This window comes from Hydrogenophaga sp. 5NK40-0174 (genome assembly GCF_040372165.1).
Classification (GTDB): domain Bacteria; phylum Pseudomonadota; class Gammaproteobacteria; order Burkholderiales; family Burkholderiaceae_C; genus Hydrogenophaga.
In genome coordinates, this window is the sequence record NZ_BAABWG010000003.1 from 395,427 (window position 1) to 411,396 (window position 15,970).

Below are 15,970 nucleotides of genomic sequence, written 5' to 3' on the forward strand. Positions count from 1 at the left end.
GTCATGACCCGCAACAAGAAACCCTGAATATCCAAGTGAGCACATTCATGTTCGAACCGACGTATCTTTCTTCCGCTCCCGGGCGCCGTTCCCTGGTGCGTTCCGGTGCCATCATGCTGGCGCTGACAGCCGCTGCCTGGCTCAACGATTCCGCGTACGCCCAGCAAGTCGTCCCGGCGCAAAGTGAAATCGGCTTTGTGAGCAAGCAGATGGGCGTGCCGGTGCAAGGCAAGTTCACCCGCTTCGAAGCCAACGTGTCATTCGACCCGGCCAAGCCGGAAGCCGCGAACATTGCGTTCACGGTGGATACCGGCAGCGCTACTCTGGGCGTCAAAGAAAGCGATGCCGAGTTGCCCAAGGCAGACTGGTTCAATGTGTCCAAGTTTCCAAAAGCGACCTTCCAGTCCTCCAGCGTCAAGAAGACGGGGGCCAACAAGTTCGAAGTACAGGGCAAATTGACCATCAAGGGCGTGAGCAGTCCCGTGGTGGTGCCGGTCGACCTCTCGCAAAAAGGCAGCGATGCGATGGCCACAGGTGCTTTCCCGATCAAGCGCCTGACCTTCCGTATCGGTGACAACGAATGGTCGGACACCTCCATGGTGGCTGACGAGGTTCAGGTCAAGTTCCGCATTGCATTGTCTGGCGTGGGCCAGTGATTTCCCAGCGTTTGTTTGTCTGGTTTCGTTTCTCAGTTCGCACACATTTCCAACAAGGAGTTCAACCATGAGCAAGAAGACCTTTATCGCCGCTGCCGCCATCGCTGCCGCCACCCTGGCCAGCGCCCCGGCCATGGCAGCCGAGTACGCCATCGATCCGTCGCATACGTTTGCCACGTTCGAGATGCCTCACTTCGGTACCTCGACCAACCGCGGTCGCTTCGACAAGAAGGAAGGCAAAGTGATGTTCGACAAGGCCGCCAAGACCGGCAGCGTTGAACTCACCATCGACATGACCTCCATCAACTCGGGCACCGCTGCTTTCGACAAGCACCTCAAGAGCCCCGACATCTTTGATGCGGAAGCCTTCCCGACCGCCACGTTCAAGGCCGACAAGCTGGTCTTCAACGGTGACGCTGTGGCCGAGGTGCCTGGCATGCTGACGCTCAAGGGCAAGACCCAGCCTGTGACCCTCAAGGCCAACAACTTCAAGTGCTATGACAACCCGATGCTCAAGCGCGAAGTGTGTGGTGGCGATTTCGAAACCACGTTTGACCGCACCGCCTTTGGCGTGGACTATGGCCTGAAGTACGGTGTTCCCAAGGAAGTCAAGGTCATCGTTCAGGTGGAAGCCATCAAGCAGTGATGTGCTGAAGCGGGTTGTCATGCGCCATGGCACCCGAGCGAAAGATGAGAGGAGGGCCCGCTTCGGCGGGCCTTTTTCGTGGGCCTTGGTTTCGGTGTGAAAACCACGCGAAGCCGGGCAATTTGCCCAAGAGCGAGGTCGCAGCACGAGTCGTCTCGAAATGCGCCAGTCGCGGCGTGACCCCTGTGCTCCGACTGTCCAGAATGCCTCACAGGTTCAACTGACATGGAGACGCATCATGGGGCTCGCAGAGAAATGGTGTTTGCTGGCGGCAGGCAGCTATCTGCTCATCGGCATGCTCACCGGGGCATGGAAATACCACGGCATTCGCACCAGCCCCGAGCACAAGGCGCATACCTACGTGAGCCTGGCGCATCAGGCGTCGTTGGCCTATGCGTTTGCATCCGTGGTGCTGGGACAGCTGGCGCGCTACAGCCCATACAGCGAATCGACCACGATGTGGGCGGCGTGCGTGCCCCTGGCCTATTTCGGCCTGGCGATTGTGTCCTATGTGATCCACGGCGTACTCAAGGACACCCACAATCAGTTTGCCGAGCCGCATCGCCTGGGCAAAGGAACGGTGAGCCCGGTGAGCACGCGCCTGTTCATGTGGAGCCTGGGGCTGGGTGAGATTGGCGGCGCAAGCGTTTTGCTGTGGGGCTTTGTGCAGAGCCAGCTGCTCGCCTGAATCCTCAAAGCGTGTCAGGACGGGTCTGTTGCTCAAGTGTGGTCAGGAACACCATTGCGTGTTCGCGCGAGTCTCCGCACATGTCGTGACTCGGCGCCAGGGCACTGCAGACAGCTGGCCTTTCTTTCTGCCCGAAGAGCTGGCAGCGCAGCGCTCCATCCAGATGGGGGCACGCTACGCCTGCCGGCTTGCCTTGTGGCAGGCCGGGCATGGGGCTGGTGATGCTGGGGGCAATGCAGCAGGCGGCGCAGGCACTGCGGCATGTCTGCGCCACATGCATGGCGCTGCGCTCAGGCGCGCAGCTTGCGAGCCGTCGTCAGCACCTGCTCAATCACGGCTTGCACTTGCTGGCGGTTGGCGTCGGTGGCGATGCGGCCATCCGGGTCAAATGCCTCACCTGACTTGCCCAGTGCGAACTGGCGTGGCGCGACCCAGCACATGAGCTTGCGCAGCAGTGTCGCGGTCTGGCCCAGGCCGGTCATGCCGCCGATCGGGCCAGGTGCTGTGGCCAGCAGGCCTACAACAGTTCCCTCGAAGGGTTTGGCCCCGCTCAGGTCGGCATGTTCGTTCTGCAATGGCCGGGAGGCCCAGTCGATCGTGTTTTTGAGCAGCGGTGTGTAGCTGCCGTTGTACTCGGGCGTGCAGATGATCCAGGCCGGGTGGTCCTTGAGGATTTGCTTGAGGCGAATGACATTGGCGGGGCGGCCGGCGTCTTCGAGGTCGCCGTCATACAGCGGGAGGTTGAGCTCGCCCAGTTCCAGCACGGTCACGTCCGCACCTTCGGCCTTGGCCATGTCGGCGACCGCCTGCGCAAGCTGACGGTTCCAGGAATCCTTGCGGGCGCTGCCAGCAAAGATGAGCAGGGGAATAGAGGATTTGTCGTTGTTCATGCCTTTATTTTGGCATCGCGGCAAATCCCCTTTTCGTCTGGATGATTCGTCCTCAATGGGCGACGCTGGCGCCTGCAAGTGTGTCGCTCAATGGGCTGAACTTCAGCTGCGTGATGCGGCCTTCCCAGAACGGATAGATCTTGCCGCCGGCCATGCGTGAGATGCGAAAGCCCATGGGCACGCGCACGCCTTGAACGTCTTGCCAGTCGCTGCGTGCCACATGTTCGCCGGAGCCATGGTAGGGCGTGGTGAGGTCGCCATCCTTTTCTGCTTCCATGCTGATCAGGTCGCCCTCGGGAGAGAATCGAGCAATGACGCCGATGTGCTGATCACCGAGGTGCGCCACCGCGCGTGCACTGTTGTTGTCAATGGCTTCCCAGGTGACCTGCCCGCCGGGGAGCAGTGCATGTGGGTAGGTAGGGCTCTCGAGCAACCAGCGGCGCAGGGAAATCAGGTTGAGCTCGGGCGAGGTGAATTCATCTTCGTGCACCACTTCCACCGTTGAGACCACTTTGGCCTTCATCTCCATCTTGCCGTTGACATAGGCGTCATAGGCGCGGGCCCACAGAACGCCAAGCATGGGCGTGTTGGCGTCGAACATGAGGGCGGGGGTGGCGCTGTTGGCCGTCTGGCTGGCGGTGGTGAAGTTGAAGTCGTTGGTGAGAGGGCGCCGGAACTGGCCTTCCATGTCGTTGTGCATGACCACCGGCTGGATGCCGCCGGGCTGCGTCAACGCATCGCCGAAGGTGGTGGCCAGGTAGCGATGGACGGGCGCGGGCAAGGTGGCCAGCGTCTGGGTGCTGGCTGCTTGCAGGGCAGGAGGTGCGTTCACGACTCGCTGGTGATGCGCCGCAATGTCACGCTCGGTTGTGCGTTGGCCGTTCCAGACGAACAGGGCCAGCGCCACGGCGCCGAGACCCACGAGGGCGCCAGTGACCTGTGCGGTGCGTTTGAACAAGGACGGGATGCGCTGGGTTCGGGTCATGGTGTTTCTCCTGTGGAATCAATCAATCAATTGGTCGGTCGTTAGCGTGCTCGCTTGATCAGTCGGACGGTCCCTGGTCATTCCCCTGTGGCCTGGCGGCGGGTCAGACGCGAAATCAGCGCCCAGAGGCTGAGGGCAAACAAGGCGAGATTCAGGCAGGCGCGCCAGAGGTTGGCCTGGTTCCAGGCGTCGCGCGTGGCGGCCCAGTCGGCTGGCAGCGTCGCAGGTGTCCAGGATTCAGTGAGGTAGTTCAAGGGCAGGTTCACCGCGCGGGTAAATGCCACGATGCCCAGGGCGTAGGCCAGAACAATCAGCGCGGTGACGCGCCACCAGGCGGTGCTGCGATCTCGCCAGCCCATGGCCAAAGCCGTCAGTCCAATCGGAAGTACGCCGAAGAAGAAGATAAAAAAGACGAAATGACGGACGTTGCGGTTGAATTCCGACTGGATAAGCGCATATGTCGGGCCGTCCAACGTCAGGGTGGCCAGATTGATGTTGGCGCTGTAGGTGCCAAAAAAACCGGCCATGATGCCCAGCCAAAGGATGAGCAAAGCGTGCGGCCACAAGGCTGCCGTGGAGTCGGGCAGGGCGTGTGTTGGGGTGTCGGTGTGGGTGGTGGTGTGGTCGGACATGGGCGGGGCTCATGGAAAAGTGTTTGCCGTATGTCCGCCACTATCGGTGGCTTTGGCGCCGTGCGCCTTAACCGGGGTTCAGAGGTTCCGATGTTTCGGCCAGGCGTCTGCGGATGCGTGACAAGGCCACATCGGTGATGCCCAAAAATGAAGCAATGTGCTTGAGCGGCACGCGCTGTGCCCACGCCGGGTGGTGTTCCAGCAAGTCCTGGTAACGCTCGGTGGCTGAGCGTTGCAGGAACTCATGTTCCCGCTGCATCTTGTCTTCGAGCAGGCGCGAGAGCATTTGCTTTTCAAGGGCTGCCCAAGGGGCAAAGTCCTGAACGGCGCTTTTCCATTCCGCCCAAGGCAGCGCCCACACAATGCTGGGCTCCAGGGCTTCCACCCAGAAATGCACGGGCTCACGGGCCAGGGTGGGGGTGATGGGCCAGAGAAACGCGCCCTCCAGATAGAAGTTCTTGTTGTGGGACTGGCCGTCGATGTCCACGAAGTACATGCGCAAAGCCCCGGACTCGATCCACCACAAGTGTTGCCAGCGGTCACCCGCGCGTTGCAAGGCCTGGCCCTTGTCGAGCGGGCGGCGCTCCGCCAAAGCGCAGGCCTCGCTGGCGCCCGCTGGCCACGGGTCATCGCCCAGAATTTTTTCCAGTTGCTGGGTCAGACGTGATGGCTTTTGCATGGGGTGTTTGGCGTTCAATGCATCTGCTTTGCGCATGATGGGAGCTTGGTGGGACAATAGAGGGTCCTGTATTGCGCAGTGTTGACAGGCATCCACGCGCAATGCTTCCCCCATTCAGAAAAACAGTGGTCGGTGTTCGGCCGTTGCTCTGGCACTTTGCGGTGCATGGGCGCGGCTGCGTCGGCCTGGACACAGTGTATGTTGTACCCGGAAGAGTTTGATGTGATCGTGGTTGGCGGTGGCCATGCCGGCACCGAGGCCGCGCTGGCGGCTGCGCGCATGGGCAGCAAGACCCTGCTGCTGACGCACAACATCGAGACCCTGGGGCAGATGAGCTGCAACCCGTCCATTGGCGGCATTGGCAAGGGGCATCTGGTCAAGGAAGTGGACGCCCTGGGTGGTGCCATGGGCCTGGCCACAGACGAGGGTGGTATCCAGTTCCGGATTCTCAACAGCTCCAAGGGGCCAGCCGTGCGGGCTACGCGGGCCCAGGCCGACCGGGTGCTGTACAAGGCGGCGATCCGCCGCATGCTGGAGAACCAGCCCAACTTGCAGCTGTTCCAGCAGGCTGTGGACGACTTGATGGTCGAGGGCGACCGAGTCGTAGGCGCCGTCACGCAAGTGGGTGTTCGCTTCCGGTCGCGCACCGTGGTGCTGACGGCAGGGACTTTCCTCGATGGCAAGATCCACGTGGGGCTGGACAACTATGCCGCGGGCCGTGCGGGCGACCCGCCGGCGGTCAGCCTGTCGGGGCGCCTCAAGGAACTCAAGTTGCCGCAAGGTCGTCTGAAGACGGGTACGCCACCGCGGCTCGACGGCCGCACCATCGATTTCTCGAAATGCACCGAGCAGCCGGGCGACGGCATGCCAGGCTCCCCCACGGCAGATCAGCCAGTGCCGGTGTTCAGCTTCATGGGCAAAGCGTCCATGCATCCAGCCCAGATGCCCTGCTGGATCACCCACACCAACGAGCGGACGCACGAGATCATTCGTTCGGGCTTTGACCGCAGCCCTATGTTCACCGGCAAGATCGAAGGGGTGGGGCCGCGCTATTGCCCGAGCGTCGAGGACAAGATCAACCGCTTTGCCGACAAGGAAAGCCACCAGATCTTTCTGGAGCCCGAAGGTCTGACCACGCACGAGTTCTACCCGAACGGCATCTCTACCAGTTTGCCGTTCGACATCCAGTACGCACTGGTGCGCAGCATGCCGGGACTGGAAAACGCTCACATCCTCCGGCCGGGCTATGCCATCGAATACGACTACTTCGATCCGCGCTCGCTCAAGAGCAGTTTCGAAACCCGTCAGATCCAGGGCCTGTTCTTTGCCGGCCAGATCAATGGCACGACGGGCTACGAAGAGGCTGCAGCCCAAGGTTTGTTTGCGGGCATCAATGCCGCCTTGCAGTGTCGCGGTGAAGAGGCCTGGTTGCCACGCCGCGATGAAGCCTACCTGGGCGTGCTGGTCGATGACCTGATCACCAAGGGTGTGACCGAGCCATATCGCATGTTCACCAGCCGGGCCGAATACCGGCTGCAGTTGCGTGAAGACAATGCCGACATGCGTTTGACCGAAGCTGGCCGGCGGTTGGGGTTGGTGGACGATGCCCGTTGGGATGCCTTCTGCCGCAAGCGTGATGCTGTTTCACGTGAAACAGAGCGCCTCAAGTCCACCTGGGTGAATCCGCGAACCTTGTCCGCCGAGGAGTCCGAGCGGGTTCTGGGCAAGGCCATCGAGCGTGAGTACAACCTGTTCGACTTGCTGCGTCGGCCGAATGTGGGCTACACCGACCTGATGGGGATGAATGAGGGCAAGTACCTGCCCAAGCTGGAAGAGGCGGGTGACGATCCGCGGCCAGTGGTTTCACGTGAAACACTGGGAGACCTGCACGAGGCCGTGGTTGAGCAGGTGGAGATTGCTTCCAAGTATTCAGGTTATATCGACCGGCAGAAGGGTGAGGTCGAGCGGGCAGCTGCCTATGAAAGCCTCAAGCTTCCGGCTGAACTGGACTATGCCCAGGTCTCCGCCTTGTCATTCGAGGTTCGGCAGAAGCTGGCCCAACATCGGCCCGAGACGCTTGGCCAGGCCTCGCGGATTTCCGGTGTCACGCCTGCTGCAGTTTCCTTGCTGCTGATTCACCTGAAGAAGGGTGGCTTCAAAGGATTTGATGCTGTACCGGCATCGGCCAAACCGGTGGAGGCGGGCGCCCATGATTGAGGTGGCGCTGCCTGTGGATCTGCGTCCGGCCCTTGTGGCAGGTATCGACGAGCTGGGCCTGAGCGTGTCGGCAGAGCAGGTAGACCGCTTGCTGGCCTACCTTGGCTTGGTCCATAAGTGGAACAAGGTCTACAACCTCACGGCCTTGCGTGACCCTGCCCAGATGCTCACCCACCACTTGCTCGACAGCTTGTCGGTGGTTGCACCACTGCTTCGGCAGACCGAAGGGAAGCCTGTTCGTCTGCTCGACGTCGGGTCTGGTGGAGGCTTGCCTGGCGTGGTGATTGCCATCACTTGCCCCCAGATCTCAGTCACATGTGTGGACACGGTTGCCAAGAAAGCGGCCTTTGTCCAGCAGGTGGCCGCCAGCCTGGCATTGCCTAACCTCAAAGGCCTGCATGCCCGGGTGGAATCCATCGCGGCAGGTGAGGGTGGTGAGCCGGGTTTTGATGTGGTGTGCTCCCGCGCCTTTGCTTCCCTTGAGGACTTCACTCAATGGTCTGTTTCGGCCCTCAAGCCCGACGGTGTCTGGATGGCCATGAAAGGCAAACAGCCGGATGACGAGTTGGCTGCGCTGGGGGGTGACGTTGACGTGTTTCACGTGGAACAACTGTCGGTGCCCGGTCTGGACGCCGACCGTTGCCTGTTGTGGATGCGGTCCAAAGGCGAGAGTTGACTTCGGCTTTGTCTTCTTTCCCGGTGCTGAAAGGCATTGGGGCGTATTTGTCAGGCGGGGTAGGACGCTGTTTCACGTGAAACACGACATCTGTCCCGGATTGTCAGTCGCAGGCCTCACGGGGTCACTTACACTCAAACCTTCCTCTTTTCAGAGATCACCATGTTCGGAATCGCAGACTACGGCGCCTTTGTCATTGCAGTCATTGTTTTCCTGGCCATTCCCGGCCCGGGTAACTTGGCCTTGATCACGTCCACCAGCAAGGGTGGGCTCAAAGGTGGTCTGGCCGCGATTCTGGGGGTGATCCTGGGTGACCAGGTCTTGATGTGGATGGCCGTGGCTGGCGTGGCTGCATTGCTGGCCGCGTATCCAGCGGCCTTCTATGCGGTGCAGTGGTTTGGTGCGGCCTACCTGGCCTGGATCGGCTGGAAGATGCTCACCGCCAAGCCAGGCGACAAACCCATCATCAATATCAAGCCTCGGCATTACCTGCAGCAGGCCCTGACCATTACCTTGCTCAACCCCAAGGCGATCATCTTCTACATGGCCTTCTTCCCGTTGTTTGTGGACCCGGAACGCCACCAAGGCCTGCTGACCTTTGGCGCGATGGCCGCAACGATCGCATTCCTGACCCTTTGCTACGGGCTGACGGTCATGTCTCTGACCCACTTTCTGGCCGAGCGCATGCGCGCCAACCCCCGCATCAGCCAGGCATTGAACAAGATTGGCGGGGTGTTTCTCATTGGCTTCGGCATCAAGCTGGCCATTGCAAAATAAATCGTCATCACTGCGAGAACCGACTCTATGCAACATCGCACATCGAAGAAGGCAAGATTCACCGCCGGGCCGACCCAAGGTGAATCAGCCCCCTGGGGGGCAGCGACCCGTGCAACGGCGGAGCGTGGGGGGAAGGCGAGATTCACCGCCGGGCCGACCCAAGGTGAATCAGCCCCCTGGGGGGGCAGCGACCCGTGCAACGGCGGAGCGTGGGGGGGGCTGTGATGTCGAAGATCTTCTGCGTGGCCAACCAAAAGGGTGGCGTTGGCAAAACCACGACAACGGTGAACCTGGCAGCAGGTCTGGCCAAGGTGGGGCAGCGCGTGTTGCTTATCGACCTGGATCCGCAAGGCAATGCGACCATGGGTTCGGGTATCGACAAGCGGGCCATGGAAACCTCGGTGTACGACGTGCTGCTGGAATCGGCCACGGTGCCGGAAGCGGCCATCTTTGCAGACAAGTGTGGCTACCATGTGCTGGGCGCCAACCGCGAACTGGCCGGTGCCGAAGTGGAGCTGGTGGAAGTGGATCGGCGCGAGAAGCGCTTGAAAGAAGCCTTGGCCGCTGTCGATGCCGACTACGATTTCGTGCTCATCGACTGCCCGCCGTCGCTGTCCATGCTGACGCTCAACGGCTTGTGCTCCGCACACGGCGTGATCGTGCCCATGCAGTGCGAGTACTTTGCACTGGAGGGTCTGAGCGATCTGGTCAACACCATCAAGCAGGTGCATGCGAACCTGAATCCGGACCTGCAGATCATCGGTTTGCTGCGCGTCATGTTTGACCCGCGCATCACCTTGCAGCAGCAGGTCAGCGACCAGCTCAAGGACCACTTTGGCGACAAGGTGTTCGATGCCGTCATTCCCCGCAACGTCCGCTTGGCCGAGGCGCCCAGCTATGGCCTGCCCGGCGTGGTGTTCGATCCGGCCGCCAAAGGCAGCAAGGCCTTCATCGAGTTTGCGGAAGAGATGGTGACGCGGATAGGCAAGATGTGAATTGGCCCCCCCTGCGCCGCTTCGCGGCTTCCCCCTGAGGGGGACGCAGCTGGCGGACCGGCGGAGCCGGATCCGCGGCTGCCTGGGTTAGGGATTTGATGTTTGTAGACTTATAAGTAAGTAGTTGCTATCTCTTGGCTAATGATTTCATCGGATGTTTTGATTCTTCCTGGCTGGCAAAACAGCGGCCCTGACCACTGGCAAAGCCTGTGGGAGGCGCGTCATGGCTACACGCGGGTGGAGCAAAGCGACTGGATGACGCCCAAGCGCGGCGACTGGATGATCCGCCTGGAAGAGACTTTGCTGGCCCGCGCAGATGCAGGCCTGCCACCGGCGGTGCTGGCGGCGCACAGTCTTGGCTGCATCCTCACGGCGGCCTGGGCATCTCACTCCCGCAACACGCATCTCGTCAAGGCCGCTTTGCTGGTGGCGCCTGGCGATGCCGATCAGCCGGGACTGGCCGAGCAACTCCCGACCTGGCAACCGGTGCCCATGCAGACCCTGCCATTTCCTGCCACGCTGCTCAACAGCACTGACGATCCGTACTGCACGCGCGCACGCGCTGAGGCCATGGCCAAAGCCTGGGGCGCCCGTTTCGTCGACTACGGACAGCGGGGCCACATCAACGGCGAATCCGGCCTTGGTGACTGGGAAGAAGGGCACGAACTTCTGAAATCGTTGGTCGACAGCGCGAAGCCGTCATGAAGGCTTCCAGTGCGCACCGAGGCGCGACCGACGAACACTGATCAATAAGCGAAAAAAGAAGAGGACAGACAAACATGGCGACGAAGAAACCCAAAGGCCTCGGCCGCGGACTCGAAGCGCTGCTCGGCCCCAAGGTCAGCGACACCCCCAAGGCTGATGGCAGCACTGCACCCACGGCAGCCGAAGCGCGCGCCGCCAAGGATGTGGTCACCATGATGACGCTGGACCAGATGGTTGCCGGCATCTATCAGCCGCGTACGCGCATGGACGAGGGCGCGTTGTATGAGCTGGCCGAGTCCATTCGCGCCCAGGGCATCATGCAGCCGATCCTGGTGCGCCGCCTCACCGAAGGCGAGAACACCGGCAAGTTCGAGATCATCGCGGGCGAGCGCCGGTTTCGCGCGTCCAAACTGGCGGGTCTTGCCGAAGTGCCGGTTCTGGTGCGCGATGTGCCGAACGAAGCCGCTGCCGCCATGGCGCTGATTGAGAATATTCAACGCGAAGATCTCAACCCGCTGGAAGAGGCGCAAGGCATGCAGCGCCTGATCAAAGAGTTTGGCCTGACCCATGAGCAGGCAGCGCAAGCCGTCGGCCGCTCGCGAAGTGCGGCGAGCAACCTGTTGCGTCTGCTCAACCTGGCCGACCCGGTCCAGACCATGCTCATGGCCGGGGACATCGACATGGGCCATGCACGGGCTTTGCTCACGCTTGACCGTGCCGCGCAGATCACGGCCGCCAATCAGGTCGCTTCGCGGCAGCTGTCCGTGCGCGAGACAGAAAGCCTGGTCAAGAAGCTCAGTGCCGAATTCAATCTGGTGCCGCAAAAGCCCAAGAAGGAAAAGTCGCGCGACATTCGCCGGGTCGAAGAAGAGCTGGCCGATCTGCTCATGGCGGACGTGGAAGTGCGCGTGAAGAAGCGCGTCAAGCGCCACGGCAGATTCGAGGAAATGGGCGAGATTGCGATCCAGTTCGGTTCGCTCGACGAACTCAACGGCCTGATCGAGCGCTTGCGCGGCGGCGAGGAGTGATCAGGATCAGCTGCTAATGGCTGGGAACATTTCCTGAGGCGATGAAGATGCTGCCCATCCAGGTGGCATCGACATCCACATCGTCCAGGCCATTCGCCAGCCCGCGCCAGGGTTGCAGCAGACCGTGCAAGGAACTCACTGAATACAGCGCGCAGCCCATGACGGCCAGATTGACAGGCACCAGCCATGGAGGCGCCCATTGCAAACCGGTGGCCACCACTCGGGCGCCAGGCTTCAGGTGAGCCAGAACATTGGCCACCGATGCCGGATGCTGCAAGATGTCGTGAGTGAAGTGAAACAGCGCGGCATCGGCTTTCGGGCCTGCCCATCGGGCCTGATCGACAGGTGAGTGGATCAGTTTGACCTGCTTGTCCAGCGCGTCCTTGCGCGATGCAAGCCGCTCTTTGGCCTTGGCCAGCATGTCGCTGCATTGGTCAATGCCGACGACTTTGCCTTTGGGCCCCAGGCGTCTGAGCAAAGGCTCCAGACTCAGTCCGGTACCGCAACCGACATCCAGTACCAGCTGCCCCGGTCGCAGGAGCAGCCGCTCAATGGCCATGGCCCGCAGTGGCTCGAACGGTGCCAGTTCGGCATCGTAGTGCTCTGCCCGGGCGCCATACAGGCGCAGCATGGGCAGTGGGCCCAAGCCCTTGCCGGAGACGCCGGATCGCGATCTGGGCCGTCTGGGACGCGTTGACACCATGTGCGGGCATTCCTCGAAGCCATGGGGAAACGGTTCTTGGCATGACCAAGAATGACCATGGTACGCCTGTGACGGGAAGTTGTCAGCGAAACACTACCGGACGTTCGCCGGTATGATCCGAGCCCCGATGTCGACTGTTCTGTATTTCGCTTACGGCTCCAACATGCTGGTGCAGCGCTTGCGCGAGCGCACCCCGTCTGCCCAGGTCATTGGCAGGGCCACGCTGCGCGGCCACGAGCTCGCGTGGCACAAGCGCGGTCAGGACGGGTCCGGCAAATGCGATCTTGTCCGCTCCGCCGATCCGGACGCGCAAGCCCAGGGGGTCCTCTATGCTCTGGACGGCGCGGAAAGGCCCCTGCTGGACAAGGCAGAAGGCCTGGGACATGGCTACGATGCGGCGCAGTTGACTGTGCAGACCCTGGACGGAATGGCCCACCGGGCACTGATGTATGTGGCCACGGATATCGATGCCCGGCTGGCGCCTTACGACTGGTACAAGGCACTGGTTCTGGCCGGTGCCATCCAGCATGGACTGCCGGCCAAAGTCCTGCGAGCCATGGATGCGGTCGCATCGCACGCAGATCCGGACGCGCTGAGGGCAGAACACCATTGGCGTCTGGTGCAAAGTGGGCTGGACCTCTTCTGAGCGTCAAGGCCAGAAAGATATCCGTTTGCTCTCTTGAGCAACTGGCGATGCCAGAGACCGATGTTCAGCCGATCAGGAACGCTCTGACGGAAGCGAACGTGTCGGGTCGACTGTGACGTCCGTGTGTCCTGCACCTCTTCCCTGGCGTGCGCGAATCCACATGAGCGCAACCAAGGTTGTGGCCGCAACGGCCAGTGCCAGGTGGCTGGGGTAGACCGCCAGCAACGCAACGCCTAGAAACAGGCTGCGATCAAGCCAGCGAGAAGGCGAAACCCTGGCACCACCGAACAGGAAGGCAAATCCCCCCACGAACACCAGGCCCGAGATGACGGACTCGCCAAAGGCGCCGGTCAAGCCGGGTCGCAGCATGCCGGGGTAGAGCAGGAACAGAAACGGAATGACGTACGTCACGGCACCCAACATCACCGCGTGCCGGGCCACTTGTCCCCACCCGACGCCTGCGATGCCCGCCGCCACAAAGACGCCAACGCACACCGGAGGTGTGATCACAGAAAGCGTGGCGAAGTAGAAGACGAACATGTGTGAGGCCAGCGGGCTGACGCCCACCTTGATCAGCGCCGGAGCGAGCGTGGCTGCAACGAGTACATACGCCGCAGTGGTGGGAATGCCCATTCCCATGACCATGCACACCAGAGCGACCACCAGTCCTATCCACAGCAAATGGCTCTGACCGTCGCCAACAATCATTGACGACATCGTGATACCGATGCCGGTCAGATTGATCATCGAAACCAATATCTGGGCGCCAGCGAGCAAGATGCCGACCACCACCAGACCGTTCGCGCCTTCGTCCACTGCAGCGTGGAGCTTCCTGAGCATCGAAGCGTCCTGTCGACTGGCTGGGTCTACCGCCTGGTCGCCTTTGCCCCAGCGGCCCATCAACAGCCCGGCCACTGCGCCGACTATGCCGTAGAAGGCCGCCGTTTGCAGTGAGTTGCCTCGGGCAATACCGATGGCCAGGCCCGAGAGGGAGCACACGATCGGGGCCAGACGGCTGAACTGGAGAATGGACAACCATGACGGAATCTGGTCGTCGGGGACGTGGCCAAGCTTCTGCTCCTTTGCCACCACGTGCACGGTGGCAAAGGCACCGAAATAGAACAGGACGGCGGGGAGCAGGGCACCCATGGCAATGGTGACGTAGTCCACCCCGATGATCTCGGCCATGATGAAAGCGGCAGCGCCCATGATCGGTGGTGCCAGTTGCCCGCCAGTCGACGCCACGGCTTCAACGGCGCCCGCCAGTGGCGCGGGATAGCCCAGGCGCTTCATGAGTGGAATGGTGAACGATCCGGTGGTGGCCACGTTGCCTACTGCACTGCCGCTGACCATGCCAAAGAGACCGGAGGCGACGGTGGCTATCTTGGCGGCGCCACCCACAGAGCGACCGCTCACGCGCAGCGCCAGATCCATGAAGGTCGAGCCGCCGCCTGTGTGCAGCAGAAAACTGCCAAACAGTGAAAACACAGCGATGATGGTCGCGGCCACGCCCAGCAACGAACCCCAGATCCCGATGTCTCCGAGCAACAGGGTTTCAGTGACGAAATTGAGATCGAAGCCCCGGTGCCCCAGTCGACCCGGAATCCAGTTTCCGAACAGTGCGTACAGCAGACCACATGCGACCATGGTGGGAAAGATCAGCCCGATCGCTCTCCTGGACAGCTCCAGGATGACCAGCACCAGGCCCACCGCCATGGCCATCTCCATGGCACCTGCGGTGGGCAAGGTGTTCATGATTTCATCGGTGTGCCATGCAATCCACGCACAAGTCCCAACGGCCACCGAGGCCATGGTTGCGTCCACCGCGATGCCCACCGGCCGCCAACGGCTCTCTGCTCCGAGGGGATACCGCAGCAGCCCGAGCACAACGACCAACGCCAGAAACGTCGACCGTTGAACCAGGGCGTCCAGAGATCCGAAGGCCGACGTGTACAGCACGAAAAGACCCAGCAGAAGCGAGAGTGCTGTGCTGGCGTTGGCACGCATTGAACGCATGGCAGTCAGATCCTCAAACAGGCTTTACTTGGCCACCAGGCGAGCAGGAACGTCAAGGCCTCGCTCACGGAAGTACCGGATGGCACCGGGGTGGAGTGGCGAGGTGGCGAACTTCAGCGTCATCTCGGCAATATCGACACCGGCTGCATCGCTGAACGCCGCGGCCTGCACTTCCTTGTCTTCGCAGATGGCCTTGACAATGGCGTAAGCCAGTTTCTCGTCAAGCTCGGCAGAAGCCGCCGCACCCACGCCAAAGCCCCAGGTCTTGTAGGCGGGCAGACTGTTCTTGGCATCTGCAGGAACTTCCACCATGGACAGCTCTGGCATGCCGCCGCTGATTTTTGCAACCTGCGCATCATTCAGCCCCAGCACGTCGATAGGCGTGAAGGTGGCAATCTCTCTGGACGATGCATCCAGTTTCAATCCAGCGCCCGATTTCACATAGCCGACAGCGCGGCTGTCCTTGACGGCCGCCACCACTTCACCTGTCGAGCCGCGCAGAACATCGGGCTTGATTCCCAGCAGAGCGAAGACGGCGTCGGTGGTCTTCTCGGTGGCCGAACCCTTGAGGCCGGTGTTGAACTTCTTGCCGTTCAGATCTGCCAGTGATTTGACGCCCGCGTCCTTGCGAACAATGGTGTTCTGGGGTGCCAGCGAATAGATCCACAGCAGACGGCTGCCCACCGGTTTTCCCGAAAAGTCCCCGGTTCCGGCATTGGCGTGGTGCATCACGTTGGTGGTCACCAGCCCGAGATCCACCTGACGGCGATCCATGCGGCGCAGGTTGTCCATCGTGGCACCGGTCTCAACGATGGAGCTGTCAAGGGCGGGCACCTGTTTGTTGATGACCTGAGAGACGGCCACAAAATAGCCATAGTGGCTCGAAGATGCCGAGGTAGAGCCGATCAGGATCTTCTGCGGATCGGCGCTGGCGCTGGCACACGTCATGGTCAGCATCACCGCTGTAGCGATGGATGCGAGAGGGCGAGAGGCGAGCTGGAATCGAATCATGGTTGTCTCCTTTTTTGGGT

The 15,970-nt window shown here is 61.5% G+C and carries 18 protein-coding genes; 10 read left to right on the forward strand and 8 right to left on the reverse strand.

The annotated features are described in order from the left end of the window. Nucleotides 1-113: 113 nt before the first annotated feature. The 3 genes from ABWV89_RS11355 to ABWV89_RS11365 all read left to right on the forward strand — a co-directional run bounded on the left by ABWV89_RS11355 (nucleotide 114) and on the right by ABWV89_RS11365 (nucleotide 1,990). Nucleotides 114-656, forward strand: coding sequence for a YceI family protein (locus ABWV89_RS11355; RefSeq protein WP_502903207.1), 543 nt, complete (start codon nucleotides 114-116; stop codon nucleotides 654-656). 67 nt (nucleotides 657-723) lie between these two features. Beyond that, on the forward strand, nucleotides 724-1,302 hold the full coding sequence (locus ABWV89_RS11360; protein ID WP_353396712.1) for a YceI family protein: 579 nt from the start codon (nucleotides 724-726) through the stop codon (nucleotides 1,300-1,302). 238 nt (nucleotides 1,303-1,540) lie between these two features. Then, on the forward strand, nucleotides 1,541-1,990 hold the full coding sequence (locus ABWV89_RS11365) for a hypothetical protein (RefSeq protein WP_353396714.1): 450 nt from the start codon (nucleotides 1,541-1,543) through the stop codon (nucleotides 1,988-1,990). Between the two features lie 4 nt (nucleotides 1,991-1,994). On the opposite strand, the gene ABWV89_RS11370 is transcribed toward ABWV89_RS11365, so the two are convergent. The 5 genes from ABWV89_RS11370 to ABWV89_RS11390 all read right to left on the reverse strand — a co-directional run bounded on the left by ABWV89_RS11370 (nucleotide 1,995) and on the right by ABWV89_RS11390 (nucleotide 5,212). Further along, nucleotides 1,995-2,270, reverse strand: coding sequence for a YkgJ family cysteine cluster protein (locus tag ABWV89_RS11370; RefSeq protein WP_353396716.1), 276 nt, complete (start codon nucleotides 2,268-2,270; stop codon nucleotides 1,995-1,997). A 10-nt stretch (nucleotides 2,271-2,280) separates the two neighbouring features. Beyond that, nucleotides 2,281-2,880: an NADPH-dependent FMN reductase gene (locus ABWV89_RS11375; protein WP_353396718.1), complete on the reverse strand. Its 600-nt coding sequence runs from the start codon at nucleotides 2,878-2,880 to the stop codon at nucleotides 2,281-2,283. Between the two features lie 52 nt (nucleotides 2,881-2,932). Then, complete coding sequence (locus ABWV89_RS11380) at nucleotides 2,933-3,865, reverse strand: DUF6920 family protein (RefSeq protein WP_353396720.1); 933 nt, start codon at nucleotides 3,863-3,865, stop codon at nucleotides 2,933-2,935. Nucleotides 3,866-3,942: 77 nt separating this feature from the next. Then, complete coding sequence (locus ABWV89_RS11385; protein ID WP_353396722.1) at nucleotides 3,943-4,497, reverse strand: anthrone oxygenase family protein; 555 nt, start codon at nucleotides 4,495-4,497, stop codon at nucleotides 3,943-3,945. A gap of 67 nt (nucleotides 4,498-4,564) precedes the next feature. Then, nucleotides 4,565-5,212, reverse strand: coding sequence for a Crp/Fnr family transcriptional regulator (locus ABWV89_RS11390; protein ID WP_353396724.1), 648 nt, complete (start codon nucleotides 5,210-5,212; stop codon nucleotides 4,565-4,567). 162 nt (nucleotides 5,213-5,374) lie between these two features. On the opposite strand from ABWV89_RS11390, the gene mnmG reads away from it, so the two are divergent. The 6 genes from mnmG to ABWV89_RS11420 all read left to right on the forward strand — a co-directional run bounded on the left by mnmG (nucleotide 5,375) and on the right by ABWV89_RS11420 (nucleotide 11,574). Further along, complete coding sequence (mnmG, locus tag ABWV89_RS11395) at nucleotides 5,375-7,393, forward strand: tRNA uridine-5-carboxymethylaminomethyl(34) synthesis enzyme MnmG (RefSeq protein WP_353396726.1); 2,019 nt, start codon at nucleotides 5,375-5,377, stop codon at nucleotides 7,391-7,393. Beyond that, a complete protein-coding gene (gene rsmG / locus ABWV89_RS11400) occupies nucleotides 7,386-8,069 on the forward strand; it encodes a 16S rRNA (guanine(527)-N(7))-methyltransferase RsmG (protein WP_353396728.1) in 684 nt (227 codons plus the stop codon). The genes mnmG and rsmG overlap by 8 nt, the downstream gene beginning before the upstream one ends. Nucleotides 8,070-8,231: 162 nt before the next feature. After that, nucleotides 8,232-8,846, forward strand: coding sequence for a LysE family translocator (locus tag ABWV89_RS11405; protein ID WP_353396729.1), 615 nt, complete (start codon nucleotides 8,232-8,234; stop codon nucleotides 8,844-8,846). Between the two features lie 224 nt (nucleotides 8,847-9,070). Beyond that, the gene (locus ABWV89_RS11410; RefSeq protein ID WP_353397517.1) at nucleotides 9,071-9,841 is read left to right on the forward strand and encodes a ParA family protein; all 771 of its coding nucleotides are present in this window, start codon (nucleotides 9,071-9,073) and stop codon (nucleotides 9,839-9,841) included. Nucleotides 9,842-9,982: 141 nt separating this feature from the next. Beyond that, nucleotides 9,983-10,546, forward strand: coding sequence for an RBBP9/YdeN family alpha/beta hydrolase (locus tag ABWV89_RS11415; RefSeq protein WP_353396731.1), 564 nt, complete (start codon nucleotides 9,983-9,985; stop codon nucleotides 10,544-10,546). A 74-nt stretch (nucleotides 10,547-10,620) separates the two neighbouring features. Continuing rightward, nucleotides 10,621-11,574 carry a ParB/RepB/Spo0J family partition protein gene (locus ABWV89_RS11420; RefSeq protein ID WP_353396733.1) on the forward strand — a complete coding sequence of 318 codons (954 nt, stop codon included), beginning with the start codon at nucleotides 10,621-10,623 and terminating at the stop codon, nucleotides 11,572-11,574. Nucleotides 11,575-11,587: 13 nt separating this feature from the next. Here ABWV89_RS11420 and ABWV89_RS11425 read toward each other — a convergent pair whose 3' ends face one another. Then, nucleotides 11,588-12,277 carry a class I SAM-dependent methyltransferase gene (locus ABWV89_RS11425; protein WP_353396735.1) on the reverse strand — a complete coding sequence of 230 codons (690 nt, stop codon included), beginning with the start codon at nucleotides 12,275-12,277 and terminating at the stop codon, nucleotides 11,588-11,590. A 127-nt stretch (nucleotides 12,278-12,404) separates the two neighbouring features. On the opposite strand from ABWV89_RS11425, the gene ABWV89_RS11430 reads away from it, so the two are divergent. Continuing rightward, nucleotides 12,405-12,923 (forward strand): gamma-glutamylcyclotransferase family protein, encoded by a 519-nt coding sequence (locus ABWV89_RS11430; protein WP_353396737.1) that lies wholly within the window; start codon nucleotides 12,405-12,407, stop codon nucleotides 12,921-12,923. 72 nt (nucleotides 12,924-12,995) lie between these two features. Here ABWV89_RS11430 and ABWV89_RS11435 read toward each other — a convergent pair whose 3' ends face one another. Both ABWV89_RS11435 and ABWV89_RS11440 read right to left on the reverse strand, forming a co-directional pair. Continuing rightward, nucleotides 12,996-14,939 (reverse strand): TRAP transporter permease, encoded by a 1,944-nt coding sequence (locus ABWV89_RS11435; protein ID WP_353396739.1) that lies wholly within the window; start codon nucleotides 14,937-14,939, stop codon nucleotides 12,996-12,998. Between the two features lie 24 nt (nucleotides 14,940-14,963). Next, nucleotides 14,964-15,950, reverse strand: a complete 987-nt coding sequence (locus ABWV89_RS11440; RefSeq protein ID WP_353396741.1) for a TAXI family TRAP transporter solute-binding subunit — start codon at nucleotides 15,948-15,950, stop codon at nucleotides 14,964-14,966. Between the last annotated feature and the right edge of the window lie 20 nt (nucleotides 15,951-15,970).

Coding starts and splice junctions, on each gene's coding strand:
- ABWV89_RS11355 (WP_502903207.1), top strand. CDS start 114: ATGCTGGCGCTGACAGCCGCTGCCTGGCTCAACGATTCCGCGTACGCC.
- ABWV89_RS11360 (WP_353396712.1), top strand. CDS start 724: ATGAGCAAGAAGACCTTTATCGCCGCTGCCGCCATCGCTGCCGCCACC.
- ABWV89_RS11365 (WP_353396714.1), top strand. CDS start 1,541: ATGGGGCTCGCAGAGAAATGGTGTTTGCTGGCGGCAGGCAGCTATCTG.
- ABWV89_RS11370 (WP_353396716.1), bottom strand. CDS start 2,270: ATGCATGTGGCGCAGACATGCCGCAGTGCCTGCGCCGCCTGCTGCATT.
- ABWV89_RS11375 (WP_353396718.1), bottom strand. CDS start 2,880: ATGAACAACGACAAATCCTCTATTCCCCTGCTCATCTTTGCTGGCAGC.
- ABWV89_RS11380 (WP_353396720.1), bottom strand. CDS start 3,865: ATGACCCGAACCCAGCGCATCCCGTCCTTGTTCAAACGCACCGCACAG.
- ABWV89_RS11385 (WP_353396722.1), bottom strand. CDS start 4,497: ATGTCCGACCACACCACCACCCACACCGACACCCCAACACACGCCCTG.
- ABWV89_RS11390 (WP_353396724.1), bottom strand. CDS start 5,212: ATGCGCAAAGCAGATGCATTGAACGCCAAACACCCCATGCAAAAGCCA.
- mnmG (WP_353396726.1), top strand. CDS start 5,375: ATGTTGTACCCGGAAGAGTTTGATGTGATCGTGGTTGGCGGTGGCCAT.
- rsmG (WP_353396728.1), top strand. CDS start 7,386: ATGATTGAGGTGGCGCTGCCTGTGGATCTGCGTCCGGCCCTTGTGGCA.
- ABWV89_RS11405 (WP_353396729.1), top strand. CDS start 8,232: ATGTTCGGAATCGCAGACTACGGCGCCTTTGTCATTGCAGTCATTGTT.
- ABWV89_RS11410 (WP_353397517.1), top strand. CDS start 9,071: ATGTCGAAGATCTTCTGCGTGGCCAACCAAAAGGGTGGCGTTGGCAAA.
- ABWV89_RS11415 (WP_353396731.1), top strand. CDS start 9,983: ATGATTTCATCGGATGTTTTGATTCTTCCTGGCTGGCAAAACAGCGGC.
- ABWV89_RS11420 (WP_353396733.1), top strand. CDS start 10,621: ATGGCGACGAAGAAACCCAAAGGCCTCGGCCGCGGACTCGAAGCGCTG.
- ABWV89_RS11425 (WP_353396735.1), bottom strand. CDS start 12,277: ATGGTGTCAACGCGTCCCAGACGGCCCAGATCGCGATCCGGCGTCTCC.
- ABWV89_RS11430 (WP_353396737.1), top strand. CDS start 12,405: ATGTCGACTGTTCTGTATTTCGCTTACGGCTCCAACATGCTGGTGCAG.
- ABWV89_RS11435 (WP_353396739.1), bottom strand. CDS start 14,939: ATGCGTTCAATGCGTGCCAACGCCAGCACAGCACTCTCGCTTCTGCTG.
- ABWV89_RS11440 (WP_353396741.1), bottom strand. CDS start 15,950: ATGATTCGATTCCAGCTCGCCTCTCGCCCTCTCGCATCCATCGCTACA.